The organism is Gracilibacillus lacisalsi DSM 19029 (genome assembly GCF_000377765.1).
Taxonomy (GTDB): domain Bacteria; phylum Bacillota; class Bacilli; order Bacillales; family Amphibacillaceae; genus Gracilibacillus; species Gracilibacillus lacisalsi.
Map to the genome: position 1 here is coordinate 182,922 of NZ_KB898668.1, position 20,461 is coordinate 203,382.

Annotated in this window: 25 protein-coding genes; 7 read left to right on the forward strand and 18 right to left on the reverse strand. The window is 34.8% G+C overall.

Features of this window, described 5'->3' with window-relative positions; translation table 11 throughout:
* Nucleotides 1-163 precede the first annotated feature (163 nt).
* Nucleotides 164-1,360, forward strand: coding sequence for a sporulation integral membrane protein YlbJ (ylbJ, locus tag D569_RS0112580; protein ID WP_018932784.1), 1,197 nt, complete (start codon nt 164-166; stop codon nt 1,358-1,360).
* Between the two features lie 98 nt (nt 1,361-1,458).
* Here the strand turns inward: ylbJ and coaD are convergent, their stop codons facing one another.
* From coaD to D569_RS0112615, 7 genes are all read right to left on the reverse strand, one after another.
* On the reverse strand, nt 1,459-1,944 hold the full coding sequence (coaD, locus tag D569_RS0112585; RefSeq protein ID WP_018932785.1) for a pantetheine-phosphate adenylyltransferase: 486 nt from the start codon (nt 1,942-1,944) through the stop codon (nt 1,459-1,461).
* Nucleotides 1,937-2,506 carry a 16S rRNA (guanine(966)-N(2))-methyltransferase RsmD gene (gene rsmD, locus D569_RS0112590; protein ID WP_018932786.1) on the reverse strand — a complete coding sequence of 190 codons (570 nt, stop codon included), beginning with the start codon at nt 2,504-2,506 and terminating at the stop codon, nt 1,937-1,939. Before rsmD ends, coaD begins: the two co-directional genes overlap by 8 nt.
* A gap of 439 nt (nt 2,507-2,945) precedes the next feature.
* Nucleotides 2,946-3,224, reverse strand: a complete 279-nt coding sequence (locus D569_RS0112595; RefSeq protein ID WP_018932787.1) for a YlbG family protein — start codon at nt 3,222-3,224, stop codon at nt 2,946-2,948.
* Between the two features lie 28 nt (nt 3,225-3,252).
* Nucleotides 3,253-3,696, reverse strand: a complete 444-nt coding sequence (locus D569_RS0112600; RefSeq protein WP_018932788.1) for a YlbF/YmcA family competence regulator — start codon at nt 3,694-3,696, stop codon at nt 3,253-3,255.
* A 63-nt stretch (nt 3,697-3,759) separates the two neighbouring features.
* Nucleotides 3,760-3,993, reverse strand: coding sequence for a YlbE-like family protein (locus D569_RS0112605; RefSeq protein WP_018932789.1), 234 nt, complete (start codon nt 3,991-3,993; stop codon nt 3,760-3,762).
* 10 nt (nt 3,994-4,003) lie between these two features.
* The gene (gene ylbD / locus D569_RS0112610) at nt 4,004-4,393 is read right to left on the reverse strand and encodes a spore coat protein YlbD (protein WP_018932790.1); all 390 of its coding nucleotides are present in this window, start codon (nt 4,391-4,393) and stop codon (nt 4,004-4,006) included.
* A gap of 69 nt (nt 4,394-4,462) precedes the next feature.
* Nucleotides 4,463-5,500, reverse strand: a complete 1,038-nt coding sequence (locus D569_RS0112615) for a CAP domain-containing protein (protein ID WP_018932791.1) — start codon at nt 5,498-5,500, stop codon at nt 4,463-4,465.
* A gap of 155 nt (nt 5,501-5,655) precedes the next feature.
* On the opposite strand from D569_RS0112615, the gene D569_RS0112620 reads away from it, so the two are divergent.
* Nucleotides 5,656-6,021: a YugN family protein gene (locus D569_RS0112620; protein ID WP_018932792.1), complete on the forward strand. Its 366-nt coding sequence runs from the start codon at nt 5,656-5,658 to the stop codon at nt 6,019-6,021.
* Between the two features lie 104 nt (nt 6,022-6,125).
* A complete protein-coding gene (ytvI, locus tag D569_RS0112625) occupies nt 6,126-7,181 on the forward strand; it encodes a sporulation integral membrane protein YtvI (protein WP_018932793.1) in 1,056 nt (351 codons plus the stop codon).
* A gap of 815 nt (nt 7,182-7,996) precedes the next feature.
* Here the strand turns inward: ytvI and D569_RS0112630 are convergent.
* The 7 genes from D569_RS0112630 to cyoE all read right to left on the reverse strand — a co-directional run bounded on the left by D569_RS0112630 (nt 7,997) and on the right by cyoE (nt 14,540).
* Nucleotides 7,997-8,452 carry a DUF420 domain-containing protein gene (locus D569_RS0112630; protein WP_018932794.1) on the reverse strand — a complete coding sequence of 152 codons (456 nt, stop codon included), beginning with the start codon at nt 8,450-8,452 and terminating at the stop codon, nt 7,997-7,999.
* 18 nt (nt 8,453-8,470) lie between these two features.
* A complete protein-coding gene (gene ctaG / locus D569_RS0112635; RefSeq protein ID WP_018932795.1) occupies nt 8,471-9,361 on the reverse strand; it encodes a cytochrome c oxidase assembly factor CtaG in 891 nt (296 codons plus the stop codon).
* 241 nt (nt 9,362-9,602) lie between these two features.
* Complete coding sequence (gene ctaF / locus D569_RS0112640; RefSeq protein ID WP_018932796.1) at nt 9,603-9,926, reverse strand: cytochrome c oxidase subunit IVB; 324 nt, start codon at nt 9,924-9,926, stop codon at nt 9,603-9,605.
* 3 nt (nt 9,927-9,929) lie between these two features.
* Entirely contained in the window at nt 9,930-10,550 is a 621-nt protein-coding gene (locus D569_RS0112645; RefSeq protein WP_018932797.1) for a cytochrome (ubi)quinol oxidase subunit III, read from the reverse strand.
* Entirely contained in the window at nt 10,550-12,400 is a 1,851-nt protein-coding gene (gene ctaD / locus D569_RS0112650; protein WP_156822948.1) for a cytochrome c oxidase subunit I, read from the reverse strand. Before ctaD ends, D569_RS0112645 begins: the two co-directional genes overlap by 1 nt.
* Before the next feature lie 26 nt (nt 12,401-12,426).
* Nucleotides 12,427-13,521: a cytochrome c oxidase subunit II gene (coxB, locus tag D569_RS22840; RefSeq protein ID WP_033404916.1), complete on the reverse strand. Its 1,095-nt coding sequence runs from the start codon at nt 13,519-13,521 to the stop codon at nt 12,427-12,429.
* A gap of 83 nt (nt 13,522-13,604) precedes the next feature.
* The gene (cyoE, locus tag D569_RS0112660) at nt 13,605-14,540 is read right to left on the reverse strand and encodes a heme o synthase (protein WP_018932800.1); all 936 of its coding nucleotides are present in this window, start codon (nt 14,538-14,540) and stop codon (nt 13,605-13,607) included.
* A 371-nt stretch (nt 14,541-14,911) separates the two neighbouring features.
* Between cyoE and D569_RS0112665 the strand changes: the two genes are divergently transcribed.
* Nucleotides 14,912-15,805, forward strand: a complete 894-nt coding sequence (locus D569_RS0112665; RefSeq protein WP_026287319.1) for a COX15/CtaA family protein — start codon at nt 14,912-14,914, stop codon at nt 15,803-15,805.
* Between the two features lie 198 nt (nt 15,806-16,003).
* Here the strand turns inward: D569_RS0112665 and D569_RS0112670 are convergent, their stop codons facing one another.
* Complete coding sequence (locus D569_RS0112670) at nt 16,004-17,197, reverse strand: FtsW/RodA/SpoVE family cell cycle protein (RefSeq protein WP_018932802.1); 1,194 nt, start codon at nt 17,195-17,197, stop codon at nt 16,004-16,006.
* A gap of 281 nt (nt 17,198-17,478) precedes the next feature.
* The gene (locus D569_RS0112675; protein ID WP_018932803.1) at nt 17,479-17,760 is read right to left on the reverse strand and encodes an Fpa/YlaN family protein; all 282 of its coding nucleotides are present in this window, start codon (nt 17,758-17,760) and stop codon (nt 17,479-17,481) included.
* A gap of 195 nt (nt 17,761-17,955) precedes the next feature.
* Between D569_RS0112675 and D569_RS0112680 the strand changes: the two genes are divergently transcribed.
* Both D569_RS0112680 and D569_RS0112685 read left to right on the forward strand, forming a co-directional pair.
* Nucleotides 17,956-18,414: a hypothetical protein gene (locus D569_RS0112680; RefSeq protein ID WP_018932804.1), complete on the forward strand. Its 459-nt coding sequence runs from the start codon at nt 17,956-17,958 to the stop codon at nt 18,412-18,414.
* Nucleotides 18,415-18,500: 86 nt separating this feature from the next.
* The gene (locus tag D569_RS0112685; RefSeq protein ID WP_018932805.1) at nt 18,501-19,091 is read left to right on the forward strand and encodes a YhcN/YlaJ family sporulation lipoprotein; all 591 of its coding nucleotides are present in this window, start codon (nt 18,501-18,503) and stop codon (nt 19,089-19,091) included.
* A 102-nt stretch (nt 19,092-19,193) separates the two neighbouring features.
* On the opposite strand, the gene D569_RS0112690 is transcribed toward D569_RS0112685, so the two are convergent.
* Nucleotides 19,194-19,457 (reverse strand): hypothetical protein, encoded by a 264-nt coding sequence (locus D569_RS0112690; protein WP_245548503.1) that lies wholly within the window; start codon nt 19,455-19,457, stop codon nt 19,194-19,196.
* A 197-nt stretch (nt 19,458-19,654) separates the two neighbouring features.
* Here D569_RS0112690 and D569_RS0112695 point away from each other — a divergent pair, with 197 nt between their 5' ends.
* On the forward strand, nt 19,655-19,861 hold the full coding sequence (locus tag D569_RS0112695; protein WP_018932807.1) for a YlaI family protein: 207 nt from the start codon (nt 19,655-19,657) through the stop codon (nt 19,859-19,861).
* A 143-nt stretch (nt 19,862-20,004) separates the two neighbouring features.
* On the opposite strand, the gene D569_RS0112700 is transcribed toward D569_RS0112695, so the two are convergent.
* Nucleotides 20,005-20,382 carry a YlaH-like family protein gene (locus D569_RS0112700; RefSeq protein WP_018932808.1) on the reverse strand — a complete coding sequence of 126 codons (378 nt, stop codon included), beginning with the start codon at nt 20,380-20,382 and terminating at the stop codon, nt 20,005-20,007.
* Nucleotides 20,383-20,461: the final 79 nt, after the last annotated feature.

Here is a 20,461-nt window from a genome sequence, read left to right on the forward strand (position 1 = left end):
TAATCCCTTCCTTTTCACGGTCTTCCAATTTTATCTGAAGAAAAGTCATAATTCTTCTATACAGTTGCGTATATTTAAATGAAGGACAAACTTAAAAACACTACATATTTTACTACTCATTCTGATAAAGGTACAGAAAAGTGCTATTAAAGGAGTGCAAAACTTGAAGCAAAAGTTGTATTCTATTATCTATGCATCAGTCTCCGTATTTATGGCTACGATGATTATAACCTTCCCTCAAGAAGTATTAAAAGCTAGCCAGAGAGGGTTAGATGTTTGGGCTAATGTTGTATTCCCTTCGTTATTACCTTTTTTTATTGTAGCTGAATTATTAATCGCTTTTGGAGTTGTACATTTTATAGGGGTATTATTTGAACCTGTCATGAGACCATTATTTAATGTTCCAGGTGTTGGTGGATTTGTGTGGACAATGGGAATGGCTAGTGGTTATCCGTCAGGGGCGAAATTCACCGCAAGATTAAGACAAGAAAATCAATTATCAAAAACAGAGGCAGAAAGACTTGTCAGCTTTACAAATGCCTCTAATCCATTATTTATTATTGGAGCAGTTTCGATCGGCTTTTTTCATGATCACAAGCTAGGTATATTGCTCGCTATCACTCATTATACTAGCAATTTCTTTGTCGGAATTTGTATGCGATTTTACAAATACCACGAAAGAAATCGTCATTCAACACAACACTTCTCTATCGCAAAAGCTATGACACAACTCCATCGCGCAAGAATGAGGGACAAAAGACCGCTAGGTAAAATATTAGGAGACTCTGTAACCCAGTCTATTCAAACATTACTTGTTATCGGTGGATTTATCATTCTTTTTTCGGTTCTAACAGAAATCTTACGCGAAGTACAAATTGCTCAATTTATATCAGGAGGTATTAGCATTATTTTAAGCTGGTTTCAAATACCAGGCGAGTTGGCTTTACCACTATTATCAGGTATATTTGAAATTACCATAGGAGCAAACGAAGTAGCAAGCGCTGATTCATCTACTTTAATTAAAGCTATTTTAGTTTCCGTTATCCTAGCCTTTAATGGTTTTTCTGTTCAGGCGCAAGTTGCCAGCATACTTGCGGAAACAGATATCCGATTTACGCCTTACTTCTTTGCTCGTTTGTTACATGGTCTTTTCGCTGGCATTATCGTAACCATACTATATGTACCTGTTTATAAAAGCTTACAAACAACTAATGAAACGGTCATAGCAGCTATAGCACAACCATCTGTTGACAACATTCAGCAGTTATACTTAATGTTCGAACAAGTGGGATTCATCTTCACCTTGTCAGCTTTATTTATCTATTTGATTATTTTAATGAAACATAAAGAGAAACTATGATCCAGGTGTTATCGTCTGTTCCCCCTCACATAGAGCTTCCTTCTGTTACTGGAATCTTGAAGTGGGTGGCTTACAGACGTTTAGCACCTTAATAAAAATTAACCATTGCTAAACTTTTCTTTTAGTGCCTCCTCCACAACTGGAGGTACTAAATCCGATACATTTGCATGATACTTTGCTATTTCCTTTACCATACTTGAACTTAGAAAAGAATATTGATTGTTTGTCATCATGAAAAACGTTTCAATTTCTTCATTTAGTTTTCGGTTCATAGAGGTAAGCTGTAGTTCATATTCAAAGTCGGATACTGCTCTTAATCCGCGTAACACAGCTTGAGCATTTTTACTTTTAGCATAATCCATTAATAAACCACTACATGCATCTACCGATATATTATCGAAATCCTCTGTAGCTTTTTCCAAAAGGTGAACTCGTTCCTCAACGGTAAAGAGTGGATTTTTGGATTGATTGTTAAAAACAGCAACAATAATTTCGTCAAAAACTTTAGCTCCTCTTTGAATAATATCCAGGTGACCATTTGTTACTGGATCGAAACTGCCAGGGCAAATTGCTAGTCTAGTCATCATCTTTCACACCTTTCTTGAAAATCGTGATAGCAGTAGTGGTGTTATATACTTCATGTTTCCATATATGATACCCTTCGTAGCTATCCTCCATACGAATATTAGGATCATGCTCACAAATAATGAGCCCATTTTCAGTGACTATGTCTGTTGAACTAATCCCTTGCAACAATTTATCATAGGACACTTTATGGTAGGGTGGATCCAAAAAAATAGTATCGAACTGTAATGCTCTTTTTTGTAAAGCCTTTAAGGCTCTAAAAGCATCATTACGATATATTTCTACCTTGTCTTGAATATGCAAATGGCTCACATTTTGATGAATAATAGAGATTGCTTTAGGTTGTTTGTCCACTAAAATCGCTTTATTCATTCCTCTACTAATGGCCTCTATAGCCAAAGCACCACTACCGGCAAATAAATCAAGACATATTCCACCATCAAAGAAAGGTCCAATCATTTGAAATAAAGACTCTTTCACTTTGTCCCCAGTAGGTCTTGTTAATTGGTTAGGAACTGCCTGAATTCTGTTACCTTTAAAATCACCAGCAATTATTCTCAAAGCATTCCCTTCTTTCTTGCTTTTTAAATCTCCCTTACTATAGCACGAAAGTAACAAAATTCTCAAATTCATTTGTATAAAAGTAATCGGTTTTGTACAAACTCTAAATATAGCAACATAAAAAGTTGCTTAAATACGGAGAAGACTTACATTTCCCCATAAGTTCTTCCTCCGGTTTCTCCTCTCCCTTTATCTTTTTATTTTCTTTTTTAGAAAATAAAAAGAACCTGCAGTTATTAATGAACTGCAGGTTGTTTTTTTATATTCTAGGAAAGTATAAATTTTGCGCAGATATCTAGCTCCGATCGCCCAGAAACTAGGCGACTTCACGAATTGCCCTACGATAAGTCATCATCGGTTCGTAAACTCACCGTGATTCCTTTATCTCAGTTAATTCGTTCCAGTCGCTACGTTTCTAATCGGGCGCTCTGCGCTTTTCTTATATTCCCATTTTGTAGTCATATTCTTTTTCTTCTTTATCAAACGATTTACTTTCGAAATCCGTTTTAATAAATGGTTTGTAAGAGGGTTCGACATTTGTGACAAAAGGTAATTTTAACAGCGATTGATATGTATCATCCAACTTTTCCTGATCAACATATATCATCGCATATTTTAACTTTTTTGACACATGAACCATATGACCAAATTTTTTAATATGTTTTACATGCTTCATTTGATGAAACCAAACGATTAATCCTTGTCTTTTTACTAGCATAAGGCACCTCACTTTTTACTGCATTTCGCTAAGAAGCTCTACAGCCACACCCACTGCTTCCGGATCCACAGCCACATCCACCATCTGTAAGTGCTGCTCCATCCATCGGAACTTTTACTTTATCACTTACACTAAAAGCTACTAACTGACTAATCTCATCTAGAAATTTCTGAAGATTGGTTTCAGCCATTTTATAAGCAGCAATGGATTCATGCATATCCATCTCACGTTTGGCTACACGTATTTCTTTCATTATTTTACTATAATCAGGATGATATCTGCCAAACCTTTCTACTTCATCGTACGATTGCTTTATTTGATTAAAGTTCGTGATTAGTTCCTGTGCTTTTTCATCCTGTTCCATTACTTCTTTTGCTTTATAAAAATCCTGCATAACATCAGATTCTAATACCATCTGACCTAGTGCTTCTGATTTATCTAGAATATCAACAATTTCCATTGTTGCTAACATAACTCTTACACCTCCATATCTTTATCATACCAATTATAAGAAAGAAATTAAAGAGGCAGCACTCTAATCATTCCAAGAGCCTGCCATTTGCATGAGTAATCGTACCATCTGTATATTTTGTTGTGCTTTTGCCATACGTTGAGGTAACGTTTTTCCATAAAATTGTTTTGCCTCTGTTTCCAATTCGCCAATCCTACTTGGATTTCTTGTTAAATACCGATACCACTCAGGATTCAGCCGAATGAAACGCCACAAGTCTTCTCGCTGCTGGATAAAACGGTAGGTTTCCGGCTCCATCTATATCCTCCTAATCCTTTGGTTTATAAAAGAAATTGTCTGATTGAAATTGGCCCATTTGATTATTTCGGAATTGTTTAAATTGATCTATCAATGTCACAATATTATCTATAGCGCCATTTAGATCATTAATATGATTTTCTACTTGATTCACATCTAATTTTTCGATATGTTTCCAAAATTTTTGATAAAGTTGATTGGTGGAGGTATCTTCTGATTCGTTATTGTCTTGAGTTGCCTTATATTTTTCCCAAGCAGGGTCTTCCTCACCTAATAAAACATATTGCTCATAAGCCTCTTGCAAGCTCATTTTTCCACTTTTAATTTCCTTTATTAAAAGTGGATGCTCATGAATGAATGCTTTAAATTGTTGTACAGAAGGATTGGATGCGTTTTTCATAGCTGTACTCCTCTCTTACAACTTCTCTACCACAATATATGCAAATGGCCTATTTTTGTGCTTTTGGCATTATTTTTGAATGAAATTTTGGGTGTAAAATGATTGGTAAACCCCAACACCCAAATGTGTATATTCTTCTTTTAATAAAGCTTCCCGATGGCCCTCACTGTTAAGCCAACCGTGAATGACAGCTGGAGCATCAACATAATGAGCAGCTATATTCTCTCCTGCAGATAAATAATGAGCATTAGCGGCTAACAAGCGTTCCTTCAACCCATCACCATTCAAGCTATAATGGGAAAAATAATTCTCTTCAAACATATCTTGACTATGAGCTTTTGCAGCATCTGCTGCCTGGTCATCCCATGATAATATTTCCAATTCATGTTCAGCACGAATTTCGTTTGTTAAGTCAAAAATTTGTTGTTCTAATCCTTCCTCAATGGCTTTCCATTGATCTTCATCCGGTTCGCTAGCTTCTGTTATTTCCCCCCAATAGAACAACTCATAAGGTTTTAACAACTCAAACGCATCTTTATTCAGCAGCCGTATACCTGCTAATTTTTCCGTGAATTGATCGATATATAACTGAGCAAATACCTCTTCAGATAGTCTTAATACAGGCCTTTGTTGTAAATCATCTTCAGTCAATTTAAATCGTATATGATCAAACTCAATTTCTTCTTGCAATTGATATATTTCTTCGATCTCCGTTATTGTCTGGCCTATTTCTAGCGGACTAAAATCTAATGTAGCCGCATTCGAATAAATACTCATAATCAATTCATTTTGAACTGCTACCTGTATATAGAAATCTTCTTGTTTAAATACCCACCATTCAAAGTCATATAATGAAGGGTCTTTACGATCCGGTTCTCCGTAAACGGAAACAAAATTATCAATATTTTGATTTAAATATTTCCATACAGCATTTTGTTGAACGATAAGTGTATGATCGTCAGCCAAATGAACTTTATCACTTTTGGTAAGTGTAGGTTTTTTATGATAATGCACTAGTTGAGGTGCATCAGGTTGGCGAAAGTAAAAAAGACTAAATAAAACTATTAAAAATACTATTAGGATAAATGATACCACTTTTATTTTCATGTAATCCCACCTATTATTTACTTGTGTTAACTCCATTATATGCAACTCTATATTAATCATGAAAGTTTTTAATAGGGAATAAACTTTTTTAAATTGCATCTTTTGGCATTTCATACTATTATAGGTTTAGTGATAAATTTAGATGAGGTGAAAGTATGAAAATTACAAACACAGGAATAGAAGACGTATTAATTGATTTACAACCATTAGATCATGCAATGGCAAAAGCTAATTTTATACGAGCAGATCAATGGGATTATGAACGTGTGACATATGATTATAAGATTGGATCCCCTGAAAAAAACATTACATATTACATAAGAGTACAAGGCTATGCAGTGGAGGGTGATGTGGATAGAGGTGATGCTGTAATCAAATTACTTACACCTTTATTAGGGAAACATTATTATCCTCACGGTATTGAATATGGAGAAGAAGAGGAGTTTCCTGCTTCTACTGTTGAGAGAGCTTCAAAGTTATTACAAAATGCAAAAGAAAATATGGAACCGTTTGTTAAATAGTGGTCCACATTCCTAATAAAAACGGCTGTATCCGGAATACAGCCGTTTTTCATAAGGACTCTAAGTGTTCACTATGATTGTGAAAGGAGTTTCAAGATTACTTAATGAAAAATCTCAATAAAAAACATATCAAATTATTTTTTGTAATCCTATTCTTACTTTTATTAGCTATATTTATTTTGCCAGTCTCGATTCCCCTTCTATTAGCATTTGTTACAGCATTGATCCTGAACCCGGTTGTACGATGGTTTATTAGAAAACTAAAAATAAACCGTAAGCTTTCCGTTACCATTGTATTTCTCCTGTTTCTCATAATCGTCAGTATCATCGGAACATATGCAGTGACTAAAATAGTTGGGCAAGTTATAAATTTTGCTGAAAATGTACCATCCTACATTATTCAAGTAAAAGATCAATTACTTCAGTGGGAAACAGAATTTGATCATTTTACTGAAGATTTACCAAAGGAACTCGTTGATGAAGTAAATAAACAAATACAATCCACTACAACTGCCTTGAGTAACAATGTTAGTGAAATGCTTCGGATTGAGGAAATTGCCAAAGTTGCTAGTAAAGTACCGGATTTTCTTGTTAGCTTAATTGTATACTTAATTGCTCTATTTATGTTTATGCTAGAAATACCTCGCTTAAAAGCAAAAGCATATAGCCATTTAAAAGAAAGCACAGCAGATAAAGTAAAATTTATGAACGACCGTTTGTCTTACGTAATTTTTGGCTTTTTTAAAGCACAGTTTTTAGTAAGTATCATCATTTTTATTGTGACACTTATTGGTCTATACATTATAGTACCAGAATATGCGTTAATTATGTCCTTAATTATTTGGATTATTGATTTTATACCTATTATTGGTTCGATTGCGATATTGGGTCCATGGGCTCTCTATATGCTAATTACAGGTGACTTATTTATCGGTGGACAATTAGCTATATTAGCTATCATTCTCCTTGCCATTAGAAGAACCGTGGAACCAAAAGTGATGGGGAAACATATCGGCTTATCGCCACTCGCTACACTTATTGCTATGTATATTGGACTCAAATTATTAGGTATCCTAGGTTTTATTGTAGGTCCGTTGGTTGTCATAGCCTTCAATTCGGCAAAAGAAGCTGGTATTTTTAAAATGAATTTCAAAATCTAACAAAAACATTTGTATGTTTTATCTACACAAATTCAAGGAATTTAGTGTGGAATAATAATCCAGGTTTCTAGCTCTGGCATATGTTGCAAAGCAGTACTTAGCCAAGGCCGCTCTGAAATCTCTGAAAAAGTGTAATACTCTGATAAGAAAAACCGAGAAAGCCCACTCGGTCCTGTCCAAAGTAGTTATTTTGATATGAATAATAGGCGTAACAACCGCTGCGGCTTGCCCACTTCGCTTTCCGTGGGACGTGTCTTCAGCTAACTTTTGTAAAGAAGATCGCTTTACAAAAGTGGATCTTCAGATCACGCTGATCCCACAGGAGTCGAAGTGGACAGCCGCAGCGATGGTTTCCTTTACAAGCTATTTCAAAATGGCTACTCTGCTTACAAATGCGTTGATACCGCGGACTATATACTTTCTTTACTTATAAGAAAAACTGAGAAAGCCCACCTGGTCCTTTTAATTGACCAAAATAATATATCGATGGTATAAAGTAGTTATTTTGAGATGGATATTGGGCGTAACAACCGCTCCGGCAGCCCCTTCCCTTTCCGTAGAGTTTGGCCTTCAGCTAACTTTTTCGAGTCAAAACCGCTCGAAAAAGTGGATCTTCAGGTCAAACAGTTTCCACAGGAGTGAAAGTCGGCTGCCTTCGCTTTATACATGTGCTTCAACATTTGTTAGATCAGACAACTTTAGTTGTTATCCCTGCGAAAGTGCAAGGTGTGCCATAGAAATTTCTAATAAGTTTTATAAAACCCAATATCTTTTCTATACAAGTAAAAAAGCTGAGCATTAATGCTCAGCTTTTTTTAAGTACCTAAAATTGCCTTTAATAAACTAGTTGTTTCTCCGCCGTCATAGAGGACATACAATAATAAGTATACCATTACCCCTGTAATAGCACTACAAAACCAAATAACACTTGTCACAGGGCCAATTTTTTGGTGCTTTTTAATATTTCGCTTAAATGCTAATGTTAAAGTTATAACACCAAAAACAGCTCCAGAAGTTGCTAATATAATATGAAAAATCAAAAATATGGTGTAGTAAACTTCTAATTCCTCCGGTCCTCCAAAGCTTGTATTTCCCACGAAAATTGTTCTGGACATATAAATGATAAAGAATGCAAGTGCACTCAGTGCTCCTGCTATCATTACTTTCTTATGAGCTTTATATTGCTTTTTTATTACTAAGCGCCAACCAATAGCAACTAATATCGCACTTAATATAATAAAAAATGTACTTAGAGTCGGTAATAATTCCATCAGATCCAATCCTTCCAATTAAATTTGTTCTGTATGTTGGCTAGACGGTAACGGATCGATTTTATCTGCGCCACTTCTAAACCATGGGAAGAAAATACGAGCTAAGATTGAACCATAAATAATTTCTTGTGTAATTTTCATGACAATCCCACCAAGTTGTTGATCTTCCAATATCCCTAATGGTGAGAACATTTCTGGTCCACTTAACGACAGACTACTTAATACGTCCTCAGGCACACATAATGCCAATGCTTGGATCCATCCGCCTGTAGCACTATAAGTCGTATATATAGTAGTATTAGCAAAAATAATAAGTGCACAAGCAGGCGTAATTAAGATTCCATTTGCCGCAATATAGCCAAGTTTAAGTAAAGGTGACATCGTATCCATCTCTTTTATTGGGGTAAAGATTGGCCACCAAACAATAAATGCAGCGACTAAAATAGTTAATGTGATCAGAGTATGTGAAAGGTCATTTGCTTTAGCGTAATCGAAAACCACTGGAATATGATAGATAGAAAACAATCCATTAAACAACAGTAAAGCGATTAAAGGCTTTGTTAATAAGCGTAATATTGGACTAATTACAGACAGACGGAATATATTTTGCCACACCCAAACCGGGATCCCTTTAATCATCAGAATGGGGAACAATAAATAATATAATGCCATTTGTATCATATGGGCGGTAAACATAATATGAGATAATAAATCTATCGGAGATCCTTTAATTATATAGAGTAAGAATAAACCACTATAGAAATAAGAAATTTGTTTAATATCTGCTTTTTTATCATCGTTTCGTTTTATAAAAAATAAATAATATAGAACAGCTAAACTTACGATAAATAGAACATAATATGGACTCCATAATGCACGAAAACCAAATATTTGCAACTCTTGCCACATGTATATCACTCCATTTTATATCATAACAACTATTTCTTATTATACCGGACTTGGCAGTTATTAAAAAGCAATATAAATATTATATTTTAACAATTTAATGAACACATTAGCATAACCAAATAATTCTTTCCGCGCTTCTGATTTGATTAAAACTTGGAAGTGGATGGTCTCCGCTATTTTATACTTTCTTTCTATATAAAAAAGCTTGAGAAGTAAATCAAACTTCTCAAGCTTTTTTGGATTACCACCATACTAACACTACAAGTGCTAGGATCGTTAAAAATGCGGCGAATACTCCGCCATAGAACATTAAAGATGGTAGTTCATGCCCTTTATGACTCATATGCATAAAGTAATAAATTTGAAAGCCGACTTGGATAGCTGCTAATACCAATAATACAGGAATAACAAATAATTTGTCCAATTCAGCTTCTACCATTGCGAAAGCAACAATGGTAAAAATAATCATTAATGCAAACGTAATAACTTGTTGCTTCATCTCATCTTTTCTTTTTTGCTTTTCAAAATCAAATTGATCAGTAGCTCCAGATACTTTGTCAGCCATTTGTTAAAGCACCCCCATGAGATAAACTACTGTGAAGATAAATACCCATACAACATCAATAAAGTGCCAGTAAAGACTAGCAACATAAAACTTTGGTGCATTGTATAAATTTAACCCTCGTTTTGCATTTCGGATCATCAATGCGGTGATCCATAACAGACCGAACACAACGTGACCTCCGTGGAAACCAACAAGTGTATAGAATGCTGAACCAAATGCTGAAGATCTCATTGTGAAGTGTTCACCATGAATATAATGATAGAACTCATAAATTTCACAGCCAAGGAAACCAAGACCTAAAACAACAGTAATTCCCAACCAAATTTGCATCTTTTTAAAGTCATGGTTTTTCATATGGTACATTGCATAAACACTCGTTAATGAACTAGTCAATAGTAACATTGTCATAATGAATACTAGCTCAAGTCCAAATAATTCTTCTGATGTACTGCCGCCATTTGTTGAATCTTTCAGAGCTAAGTAAGTACCAAATAAACTAGCAAAAAGTACAGTTTCTCCACCTAGGAAAAACCAAAAACCCATAAACTTGTTTTTACCTTCTAAGGTGGCTTTTTCAGGGTCATGAGGCATTTGTTCTGGATTTAGCACATCTTGTTCACTCATTATTCCTCTGCCTCCTTCTTCAAGTCTTCTTTATGGATATGGTAACCTAGGTCATCTTTAACAGATCTAATTAACATACATCCTAGTGTGATACCCATACCGATAAATAGTACGATTAACCATGATAAATCATACTTTTGATAAATGAAACCAAAGCCTGCAATGAATAAACCTAAAGACATTACAAACGGTAAGAAAGAATTATTTGGCATATGAATATCTGTAAGCGGTTCTGCTGGTGTCATGCCTTTTCTTCCTTCGGTTTTTTCTACCCATAACGGGTCTAAACCACGAACTAATGGTAATTGCTTAAAATTATAGAATGGTGGAGGTGATGGTATTGCCCATTCTAATGTACGTGCATCCCATGGGTCCCCACTCACTTTTTCATTTTTTACAGAAGTTTTAATAATATTGATTAATAAAACAATGGTACCAATTCCCATTAGGAAAGCGCCGATTGTACTGATCAAGTTTCCTAAATCAAGTCCTTGACCTTCTAAATATACCCAATAACGTCTAGGCATACCCATTAATCCTAAGAAATGTTGGATAAAGAACGTCAAGTGGAAACCAACAAAGAATAACCAGAAAGTAACTTTTCCTAATTTATCATCTAAGACGGTACCAAACATTTTTGGCCACCAGTAGTGTGTACCTGCAAGCAATGCAAATACAACCCCTCCAACGATTACATAGTGGAAGTGTGCGACAACGAAATACGTATCATGGTACTGAAAGTCAGCAGATGCCGCTGCAACCATAACACCTGTCATACCACCGAGAGTAAATGTAGGAATAAACCCTAATGCCCACAACATCGGCGTATTTATCTGAATATTACCACCCCAAAGGGTAAACAACCAGTTAAAAATCTTGATACCTGTTGGAACAGCAATCGCCATGGTGGCGACAGCAAAAATTGAGTTTGCCGCTGGTCCCATACCTACTGTAAACATATGGTGAGCCCATACCATGAATCCTAAGAAACCAATTAATACAGTTGCAAATACCATTGCTGTATAACCAAATAGGCGCTTCTTAGAAAAAGTTGATATAATTTCACTAAAAATACCAAAAGCAGGTAAAGCCAAAATATAAACTTCTGGGTGTCCGAAGATCCAAAACAAGTGTTGCCAAATGACAGAGTTACCACCCATGGCAGGATCAAAGAACCCTGCACCGAATAATCGGTCAAACATCATTAAAAATAAACCTACTGTTAATGCTGGAAATGCAAATAAGATAAGTGCACTCGCAACAAAAGCAGTCCATGTAAATAGTGGCATTCTCATATAAGTCATACCTGGTGCACGCATGTTTACAATCGTCACAAGGAAGTTAATACCCCCTATCAATGTACCTGCACCTGAAATTTGTAGACCTAGTACATAGTAGTCTACACCCTCACCTAGTGAAGTAGTAGAAAGGGGTGCATATGCTGTCCAACCAGCATCTGCGGCTCCACCTGTAAACCAACCTACGTTTAACATAATTCCACCAAATAAAAATAACCAAAAACCTAATGAGTTTAAAAACGGAAATGCAACGTCACGTGCCCCAATCTGTAAAGGCACTACTGCATTCATAAACGCAAAGATTAACGGCATTGCTGCCAGAAATATCATCGTTGTACCGTGCATTGTGATTAACTCGTTATAAAAACCTGCACTTACAAAGTCGTTCATCGGTTTTACTAATTGCCATCTAATAGCTAATGCTTCTAAACCACCAATGATAAAGAAGAAACCACCAGCTACGAGGTACAAAATAGCAATTTTCTTATGGTCTACTGTTGTTAAGTAATCCCATAATGTGGCACCGAAGCCTTTTTTGTTCGTAGCTACCATAGTACTCACGTTAAGTTAACCTCCCTTTAGTTATCATTTGCTTCATTTTCTCTAAATTGTTGAACACTGTCTACTGGTTCATCAGTAGCTTTTAATTCCAGTAAGAAATCAGCGATTTTCTCAGCTTCTGCTTGCCCAATCGTATTTTCTTCCAGATATGGTGCATCTAGCATCCCGTTTCCTGGTTTTACTTCAGCAGGGTCTACAATCCATCTAACGATTTCCTCTTTACTGAAGTCATTTATACCAGCAACTTTTGTACGGTTAGCAAAGTCTGCTAAGTTAGGACCAACTACAGGATGATTCGAACTTGCGTCAATAGCATGACAGCTTATACAGCTATTTTCAAATAACTCCTGACCTTCCTGAGCAGTTGCAGATTCTGCAGTGTATTCTGGATCAGTACTTTGCATTGCATCTACCCACTGATCGTATTCCTCTTGACTGACAGCAACAATCTTAAAGTCCATTAGCGAGTGAGAATCTCCACAGAACTCTGTACATTTACCCCAATAAACACCTTCTTCATAAGCCTCAATGTACATGGTATTTTCATTTTCAGGACTAACATCCATCTTCCCTGTTATGGATGGCACCCAGAATGAGTGGATTACATCACTGGACATCATGTTTAAATAAATTCTTTCATTTACAGGAATATAAAGTTCCTGGCTAGTTTGAATTTCCTCATTTGGATACTCGAAATTCCACCAGAATTGTAAACCTGTTACATTTACATTAATACTGTCTTCTTTTTCTGATTCATCTGCTAAATCATATGTACTGGCAATTGTTGGAACAGCAATGATAATTAATAGTAATATTGGAATAACTGTCCAAACTACTTCTAACGTTTTGTTCCCCTCTGTTTGTTTAGGGATTTGGTCTTCTTGTCCTTTTCTCTGGCGATACTTCAAAATTACATATACATATATAGCCATTACAACAACAAAGACTACAATCATTACAAGGATTGAAATGATAATGACATTAAATGATTGTTCTGCCCCATATCCTTTTGGCACTAATGCAGTTAAGTTGTCTTTACCGCACGCTGAAAGTATGATTACCAAAAAAGAAAATAATGACAGAGTTCGGATTTTTCCCATCCAATCTTTCATGTTTAACCCTCTCTTTCTTTTTAACTTAATATTATTTAGAAAAACTTGAATAAATTCAAGTTCTACTGACAAAATTTACTCCATTATAACAAATTACTAGGTAAAGTTATAATAATCATCGAAAAGAAAATAGCTGTTAAATACAATAATGAGTAAACAAACATTTGGTTTGACCATTTTTTGTTATCAATCGTAAACAGCCCCTTAATTGCTAAGGCTAACCAACCTATATTTAATATTGTCCCTAATAGGACAAAAATAAATCCTAATTCATATAGTAAAAAAGGAATTGGCAGTAAACATACTACATATACAATCATTTGACGTTTCGTGATATCAAATCCATGTACCACTGGTAACATCGGAATATTAGCATCTTTATAATCATCCACTTTTTTCATCGCTATCGCAAGAAAGTGTGGAGTCTGCCAAATGAAAATAAGTAAAAATAAAATCCATGGAATAACATGTAAATTAGGGTCAACTGCTGACCATCCTATTAATGGTGGGACCGCACCTGATAAACTTCCAATTGCTGTGTTGATCGTGTAGCGTCGTTTGGACCACATTGTGTATAACACGACATAGCTAAACCACCCGATCGCACCAAAAATTGCTGTTGGAATGGATGCTAAGGACAATATTAATACGCCGACTACAGATAACGAGATCCCGATAATTAAGACGTGTGATAAGTCAATACTTCCGGTCACCGTAGGGCGCTTCTTTGTTCTTTTCATCACTTGATCAATGTCTCGGTCATAATAATTATTGATGACACAGCCACCAGCAATTACAAATGCTGTGCCGACAAGTGTTACTAATAATACATGCCAATATTGAGATAAGGAGGCACCTGTATAGAATAAGGCTAACCAAAATCCAGCAAACGCAGTCATTGTATTCGAATTAATGATACCGACTTTCATTAATGATTTAAGTTCAGACCATTTATACAAATATTCATTTGTATGTGTTGACAATATCGGCTCATTCGAAGAAAACCCCATTTTATCCATTTTTGTAGTTACCTCCTTTCCATCATTTCAAAACATAAAAGTTTGTTATTTTAACACAATAGTTGTATCCATTATAAACTATCAAACAATGATATTGTATCATGTATTTATGCGCTTCGCTATTTATGTTGAATATTGATTTTTAATTTTGACATTTCTGTGAACAATTGATTCAAATAGTACTTAGTAGACACGAATGTAGTTTTATTTGTTATAATAAATAAGATTTTGATTTCAACGTTTTCTATTATACCCTATTTATTTCTAGCATAATACATAAATACTTTGCAAGAGATATATGCAATTAAATATAATTGCAGAAGTTTTGATGAGTCCTAGTAGAATGATCTAAAGTTTATTGAGGTGTATTAATGATGAAATTTTTAAAATATTTATCGGTATTATCGACATTAGCCATGATTGGCGTTCTAGTCGGTGGTGCATTAGTAACAAAAACAGAATCCGGAATGGGTTGTGGTGCGAACTGGCCCTTCTGTTACGGGACCTGGTCAGTGGAAATGTTCATTGAGCTGAGTCATCGTATCGTTTCTTCAACTGCAGGAATTTTAGTTCTGTTGTTATCGATTATTTCTTGGCGAAAAATAGGGCATATTCGTGAAACTAAGTTTTTAGCATTTATTTCAATTTTTTTCCTTGTGGCACAAGGCTTGATTGGAGCTGCAGCTGTTTTGTGGCCACAATCTGATTTTGTTTTAGCATTACACTTTGGAATTTCCTTAATTTCTTTTGCGGCAGTCTTACTATTAACTTTGTTAATTTTCGAAGTGGATCACAAATTTGATGCAGATTCATTAGTCGTTTCATCATCTTTTCGAAAACAATTTATCTGGCTGACCATATATATAATGGTAGTAGTCTATTCTGGAGCACTGGTAAGGCATATTGATTCTAGTTTAGCTTGTCCTAGTTGGCCATTTTGTGATGCTAGTCAACCATTAACCTTTGATTATCATTTAGGGCAGTGGGTACAAATGGGACATCGTCTGTTAGCAGGTATCGCATTTATTTGGACATGGGTAATATTTTTTAAAATCAGAAAGCATTATCGACATAGTCGTGTCATGTATTACGGTTGGGGAATGGCTACTTTATTTATTACTATCCAAGTGATTTTAGGTGGGCTTGTCATTTTCACGAAAGCTAATCTCATGATTGCACTATTACATGCACTATTTATCACCCTATTTTTCGGTTTGTTATGTTACTTTTTATTATTATCCAATCGTAGCATAAAAAGGAAATAAACGAAGTGATATAAATCACTACAATAAAAGCTATTTTTGTTTGTAAGAAAAGCGCAAAGCGAAGTAATTAGTCGAAGTGTTGCGAAAATACATCAAACTTTTCAAAATAAATATTTCGCTTAATGGAGTCATTGCACTGATTTTATACTTTCTGTACTTATAAAAGAAAAAAGCAAAGCCTTAAATCGGCTTTGCTTTTTATGATGAATAATTTCTTCTTAATCTGCCTGTTGCCCGGGTATCTTGGAGCTTAGTTTCTTCCGTTTCAGTTGTTTCCTCATTAAATCTTTGGTAATTCACATGACGAGCAATATTATTTAAAATACCGACAGAGAATAATAACATAACTAACGATGACCCCCCTGCACTTACGAATGGTAAAGGTACACCAGTTATTGGTAACAATCCACTAATAGCTCCTAAGTTAACTACAGCTTGTATACCAACCATGGAAGAAATTCCGATTGCTAACAGAGTACCGAAAGGATTCTCACACTTCTTAGCAATAAATAATCCTCTGATGACAATAATACTTAAATTGACCAGTACAAATAACACACCGAATAGACCAAGTTCTTCAGCAATAACGGCCATAATAAAATCACTTTCGGCTTGAGTTAAATAGCCTAATTTCTGAATACCCTGCCCTATTCCGACACCTGACAATCCACCGGTACCAATCGCTATGTATGATTGTATAAGCTGATATCCATCCCCAGCAATATCTTCAAATGGATGATAAGCACCGGTGAACCTCGAAATTCTTTCATCAGATGCCATATGAAATCCGACTGCACTTAACACAATCAAACCAGTGAGTATCAATAACGATAAATGTTTAAACTTTATTCCCGAACTAAATATCACGGTACATGCTATGGCGAAAACAATTGCTGCAGTACCTACATCGGGTTGCTTGATAATTAATGCTGTTAAAGCACTAGTTATAATTAAAGGTGGTATAACAGCTTTAAAAAAATCGTCTATATAATTGAGTTTCTTTGTATAAATGGCAGCTAAATAAATAATCAAACCAATTTTGACGAATTCTGCTGGTTGTACAGAAAATGGACCGAGCGCCACCCAGGATTTTGCATTATTTAAAGTGTGTCCGAAAAAATCTACCCAAATAAGACTTATAAACATGAAAAGAACAATCCACTTGGTTAACTTTAGATACAATGTGTATTTAAAATAGCTAGCAAATAGAAAAAGAGCTACTCCAATAAGCAAATACATAGCTTGTTTTAATGCTAAAGAATAAGCCGGATCTTCTCGGACTATTACTGATGTAACCATACTCGCACTATACACCATAACTACACCGAAACCAGCTAACAATAATGGCGATATCATCAATAAAAAGTCAAACGTTTTAGATTTTTGTTTCATAACGATTACCTCAGAATCTTATATATTATTACTCTCATTTTATCATAATCAAGTAAGCTTTTAACATAGGACATTTTATATAAAGTTAGAATATAAACAGTCGTGAAATCGACTCCTATTACTCATTAGCGAAACTTATTAGATTATAAACACTGTTAACCCCCGCATACGTTACATGATAATTGAAATTATTAGGGCTTACAGAAGACTAGCATCAGGATAAATCTGCTTTAAATACAAAAACCTTGCCTGGTCTGGCAAAGTTTTTACGTGTTAAAACATTATGCTTTCTGTGATGCCTCATGTAAGACATTTAACTGTCTTTCAAGATTTTCTAATAATGCTTTTCCATCTTCTTCTCTTATTAAATGTAGCCTCACAGCAAAATCTATTTCTCTAGATAAACCAAACATTTGTGTATCCAATACTTCTTCATATAAAGGGCACTGTGGCATCGTTAAGTTATCTATCTGAACTTTTATTAATTGTAAAATTTTATCCGCATCAGCCTTTAGAAGGGCATAGGCTTGCTCTTCTTTACTTAAAGCCACTTCAGGTAACAACTAAATCCCCTCCGTATTAAAACTTCTACTTTTAATATTATCGTGAAAAAGACAAAAATGCAAGATTACTACTATTATATATATTCGCGATAATTTAAATTAGTATTAAGATAATAGAATAATGGATGTGGAATGCATTTTCCCAAATTGTTTGCTATCCTAAGAAGTAACGTAAAAATAAAGAGGTGAAGTAAAGTGATCATTCAAATTAAGGGAAAGGTGAAATATCCAATAACACTAGATCCAAGCGTATGGATTTTCGATGACAGAAAAATAAAGTTAGAAGAGGCATTCACACCTACTACTGTTCCAAATGAAGATGTCATCGAATCCAATAGTAAATTAAATAAGCCACCAGTCAATCATAGTATAAAAAAGTATAATAAAAAGGAATTATTAGAACATTCCTATCTTATGCCTATTCAAGAATTCGTTGAAAATGCTGAAGTAGATAAAGAAGTTTCCGAAGCAATATTAAAAACATCAGATAATAAGGAACATACAATTACATATGGCGAATTATTGGAATCGTTTTTATTATTTTCTATTGACGGTAAACAAATAAAAGAAAATGGTCCTGCATATTTATATTATGGGGATGGTTCAAATCAAGATGATCCGATAAAGGGAATTAAGGTTATTGAGCTAAGATAAGATAAATTGTACGTTCTTTCTTCTTCTCGCAAGTATATTTTATTAATTTCAACAAAAAATATACAAAGAAGAAGGAGGGATTTTTTATGAAGTACATTTATTTATTGTGCTTTGTAGCTGTTTTGATTGGTTGTCAGCAAGATGTACAGGAGAATAAATTTGCTCAGAATTCGGATGACTTTGGACAGGTTCAAGTGAAGAACTCTGATCCATCAACGACAGATGATATGGATAATCAAGAAAAGGCACAATATTTGGCCAATTTGGCAAGTGAGGTACCGAATGTAAATGATGCATCTGCTCTAATCACAAATCGTGGTGTCATCGTCAGCATAGATGTCGATGAAGATTTAGATCGTTCACATGTAGGCTCAATCAAGTTCTCTGTTTTGGAAGCATTAGAACATGATCCATTCGGAAGAAAAGCAATTATCGTAGCTGATGCTGACTTACATGAACGAATACAAGGTATGGGGCAAAAAATCCAGGAAGGTCATCCGATTGAAGCTATTACAGAAGAACTGGCTAACATTACGGGTCGTTGGATGCCCGAATTACCTCTGAACGAAAACCAGTCGGATAACGAAGATTTAAACAAGCAAATAATGGAAGAAGATGAACAAGAACAGCTTGAAGAAATTAATGATGAGCAGTCTAACCACCAGAAAAATCGTTAAATATTAGAACTAAACGGAATAAACCGCATGAATTCGTATTTATAATATGGTTTTCATGCGGTTATTTTATTACTGTATGTGACTTCATGATCCATTCTCTTCTTACTGTCTTACCTTATTATAATAGTGAACTCCAAATTGAGATCCCTCTGCAACCATATCTGCATTTTCTAAATTATCTTTCCCTGGGTCACCAGCTTCTTCAATTGGTAAATGAGATTCATTCATTTGCATAGCATTTTTCCATTCATTCCATTTATTCATAAGGCTCTGTCTTTTATACTTATCCATTAACACTAAAGATATAGAGGTAGCAATCCCAGTTGCTCCTATCATTCCTACTATGCTTCTTTTACGCACCTTCATCACCCTTTCGCATTTCTTCTTACTATAGCTATACCCAGACACCACTAGTTAAAACATCTTTTTTTACACGCTAACTAATGTAAGAAAAGCGCAGAGCGTCCGCTTAAAAACGCACCAGCAAGTGTGTAATATGAAAATTGTGAAATTTGTGTTACAATATTCAGAAATAGGTATTTGTTTATATTTGAGGTGAAACAATGCGAGTAAAATGTGTAATTTGCGATAAAATAAATAAAATAGATAATGATTGTCCTAAAGCTAAGAAATTGCGCAATCGACTAATTCACACCTATATGTGTCCTGAGTGCGACGAACGTATTGAAGAAAATACGATCAAAAGGCACAAAACTGGTAATTTTAAACTTTATCGAAAAAAAGAAGTACAAGACCAATATTTATCATGAACCACTCATCAATAAAGTGACAAGTATTCTAGTGAACATTGACAAAATGAAAGATGCTCATTAATTTTAGCTTTAACTGCAACTTAGAAACAGACATTCATTCCATATATAGATATACAAAAGCTGAGCAAATTTTCTATTGCTCAGCTTTTGTTATTATGTTGTTGTTTTCGTTCTTGAGATAGCCTTAAACGATAAACTCCCATTACTACTGCGATAATGAATAAACTTTCTGCTAATGGAAGATTTAGACCAAATATTAATGTCAAAAAGAATGTCCCAATAATCAATAAGATATAGATAACGAGTGATTTAAGTGGCGAAAGTTTTTTGGCAAAACCAAATTTATACGCGAATATAGCGAAAATAACAACTGTTAGGTAAAGTAACATAAATCCTCTAATTAAGGTAGCCATCTCCCCTTCATTAGCTACATTAACTTCCCCACCTAAGTCTCTCATGAAAAAATCAGCCACTGGCCATAGATTATCAGGTACTTGAATTACTGTTTCTCTTTGCATGTGAAACCTCCAAATTCTACATTCAAACAAATCTATTATACTTTAATCCCTTGATAAATACAATTTCTATTAAAGATAT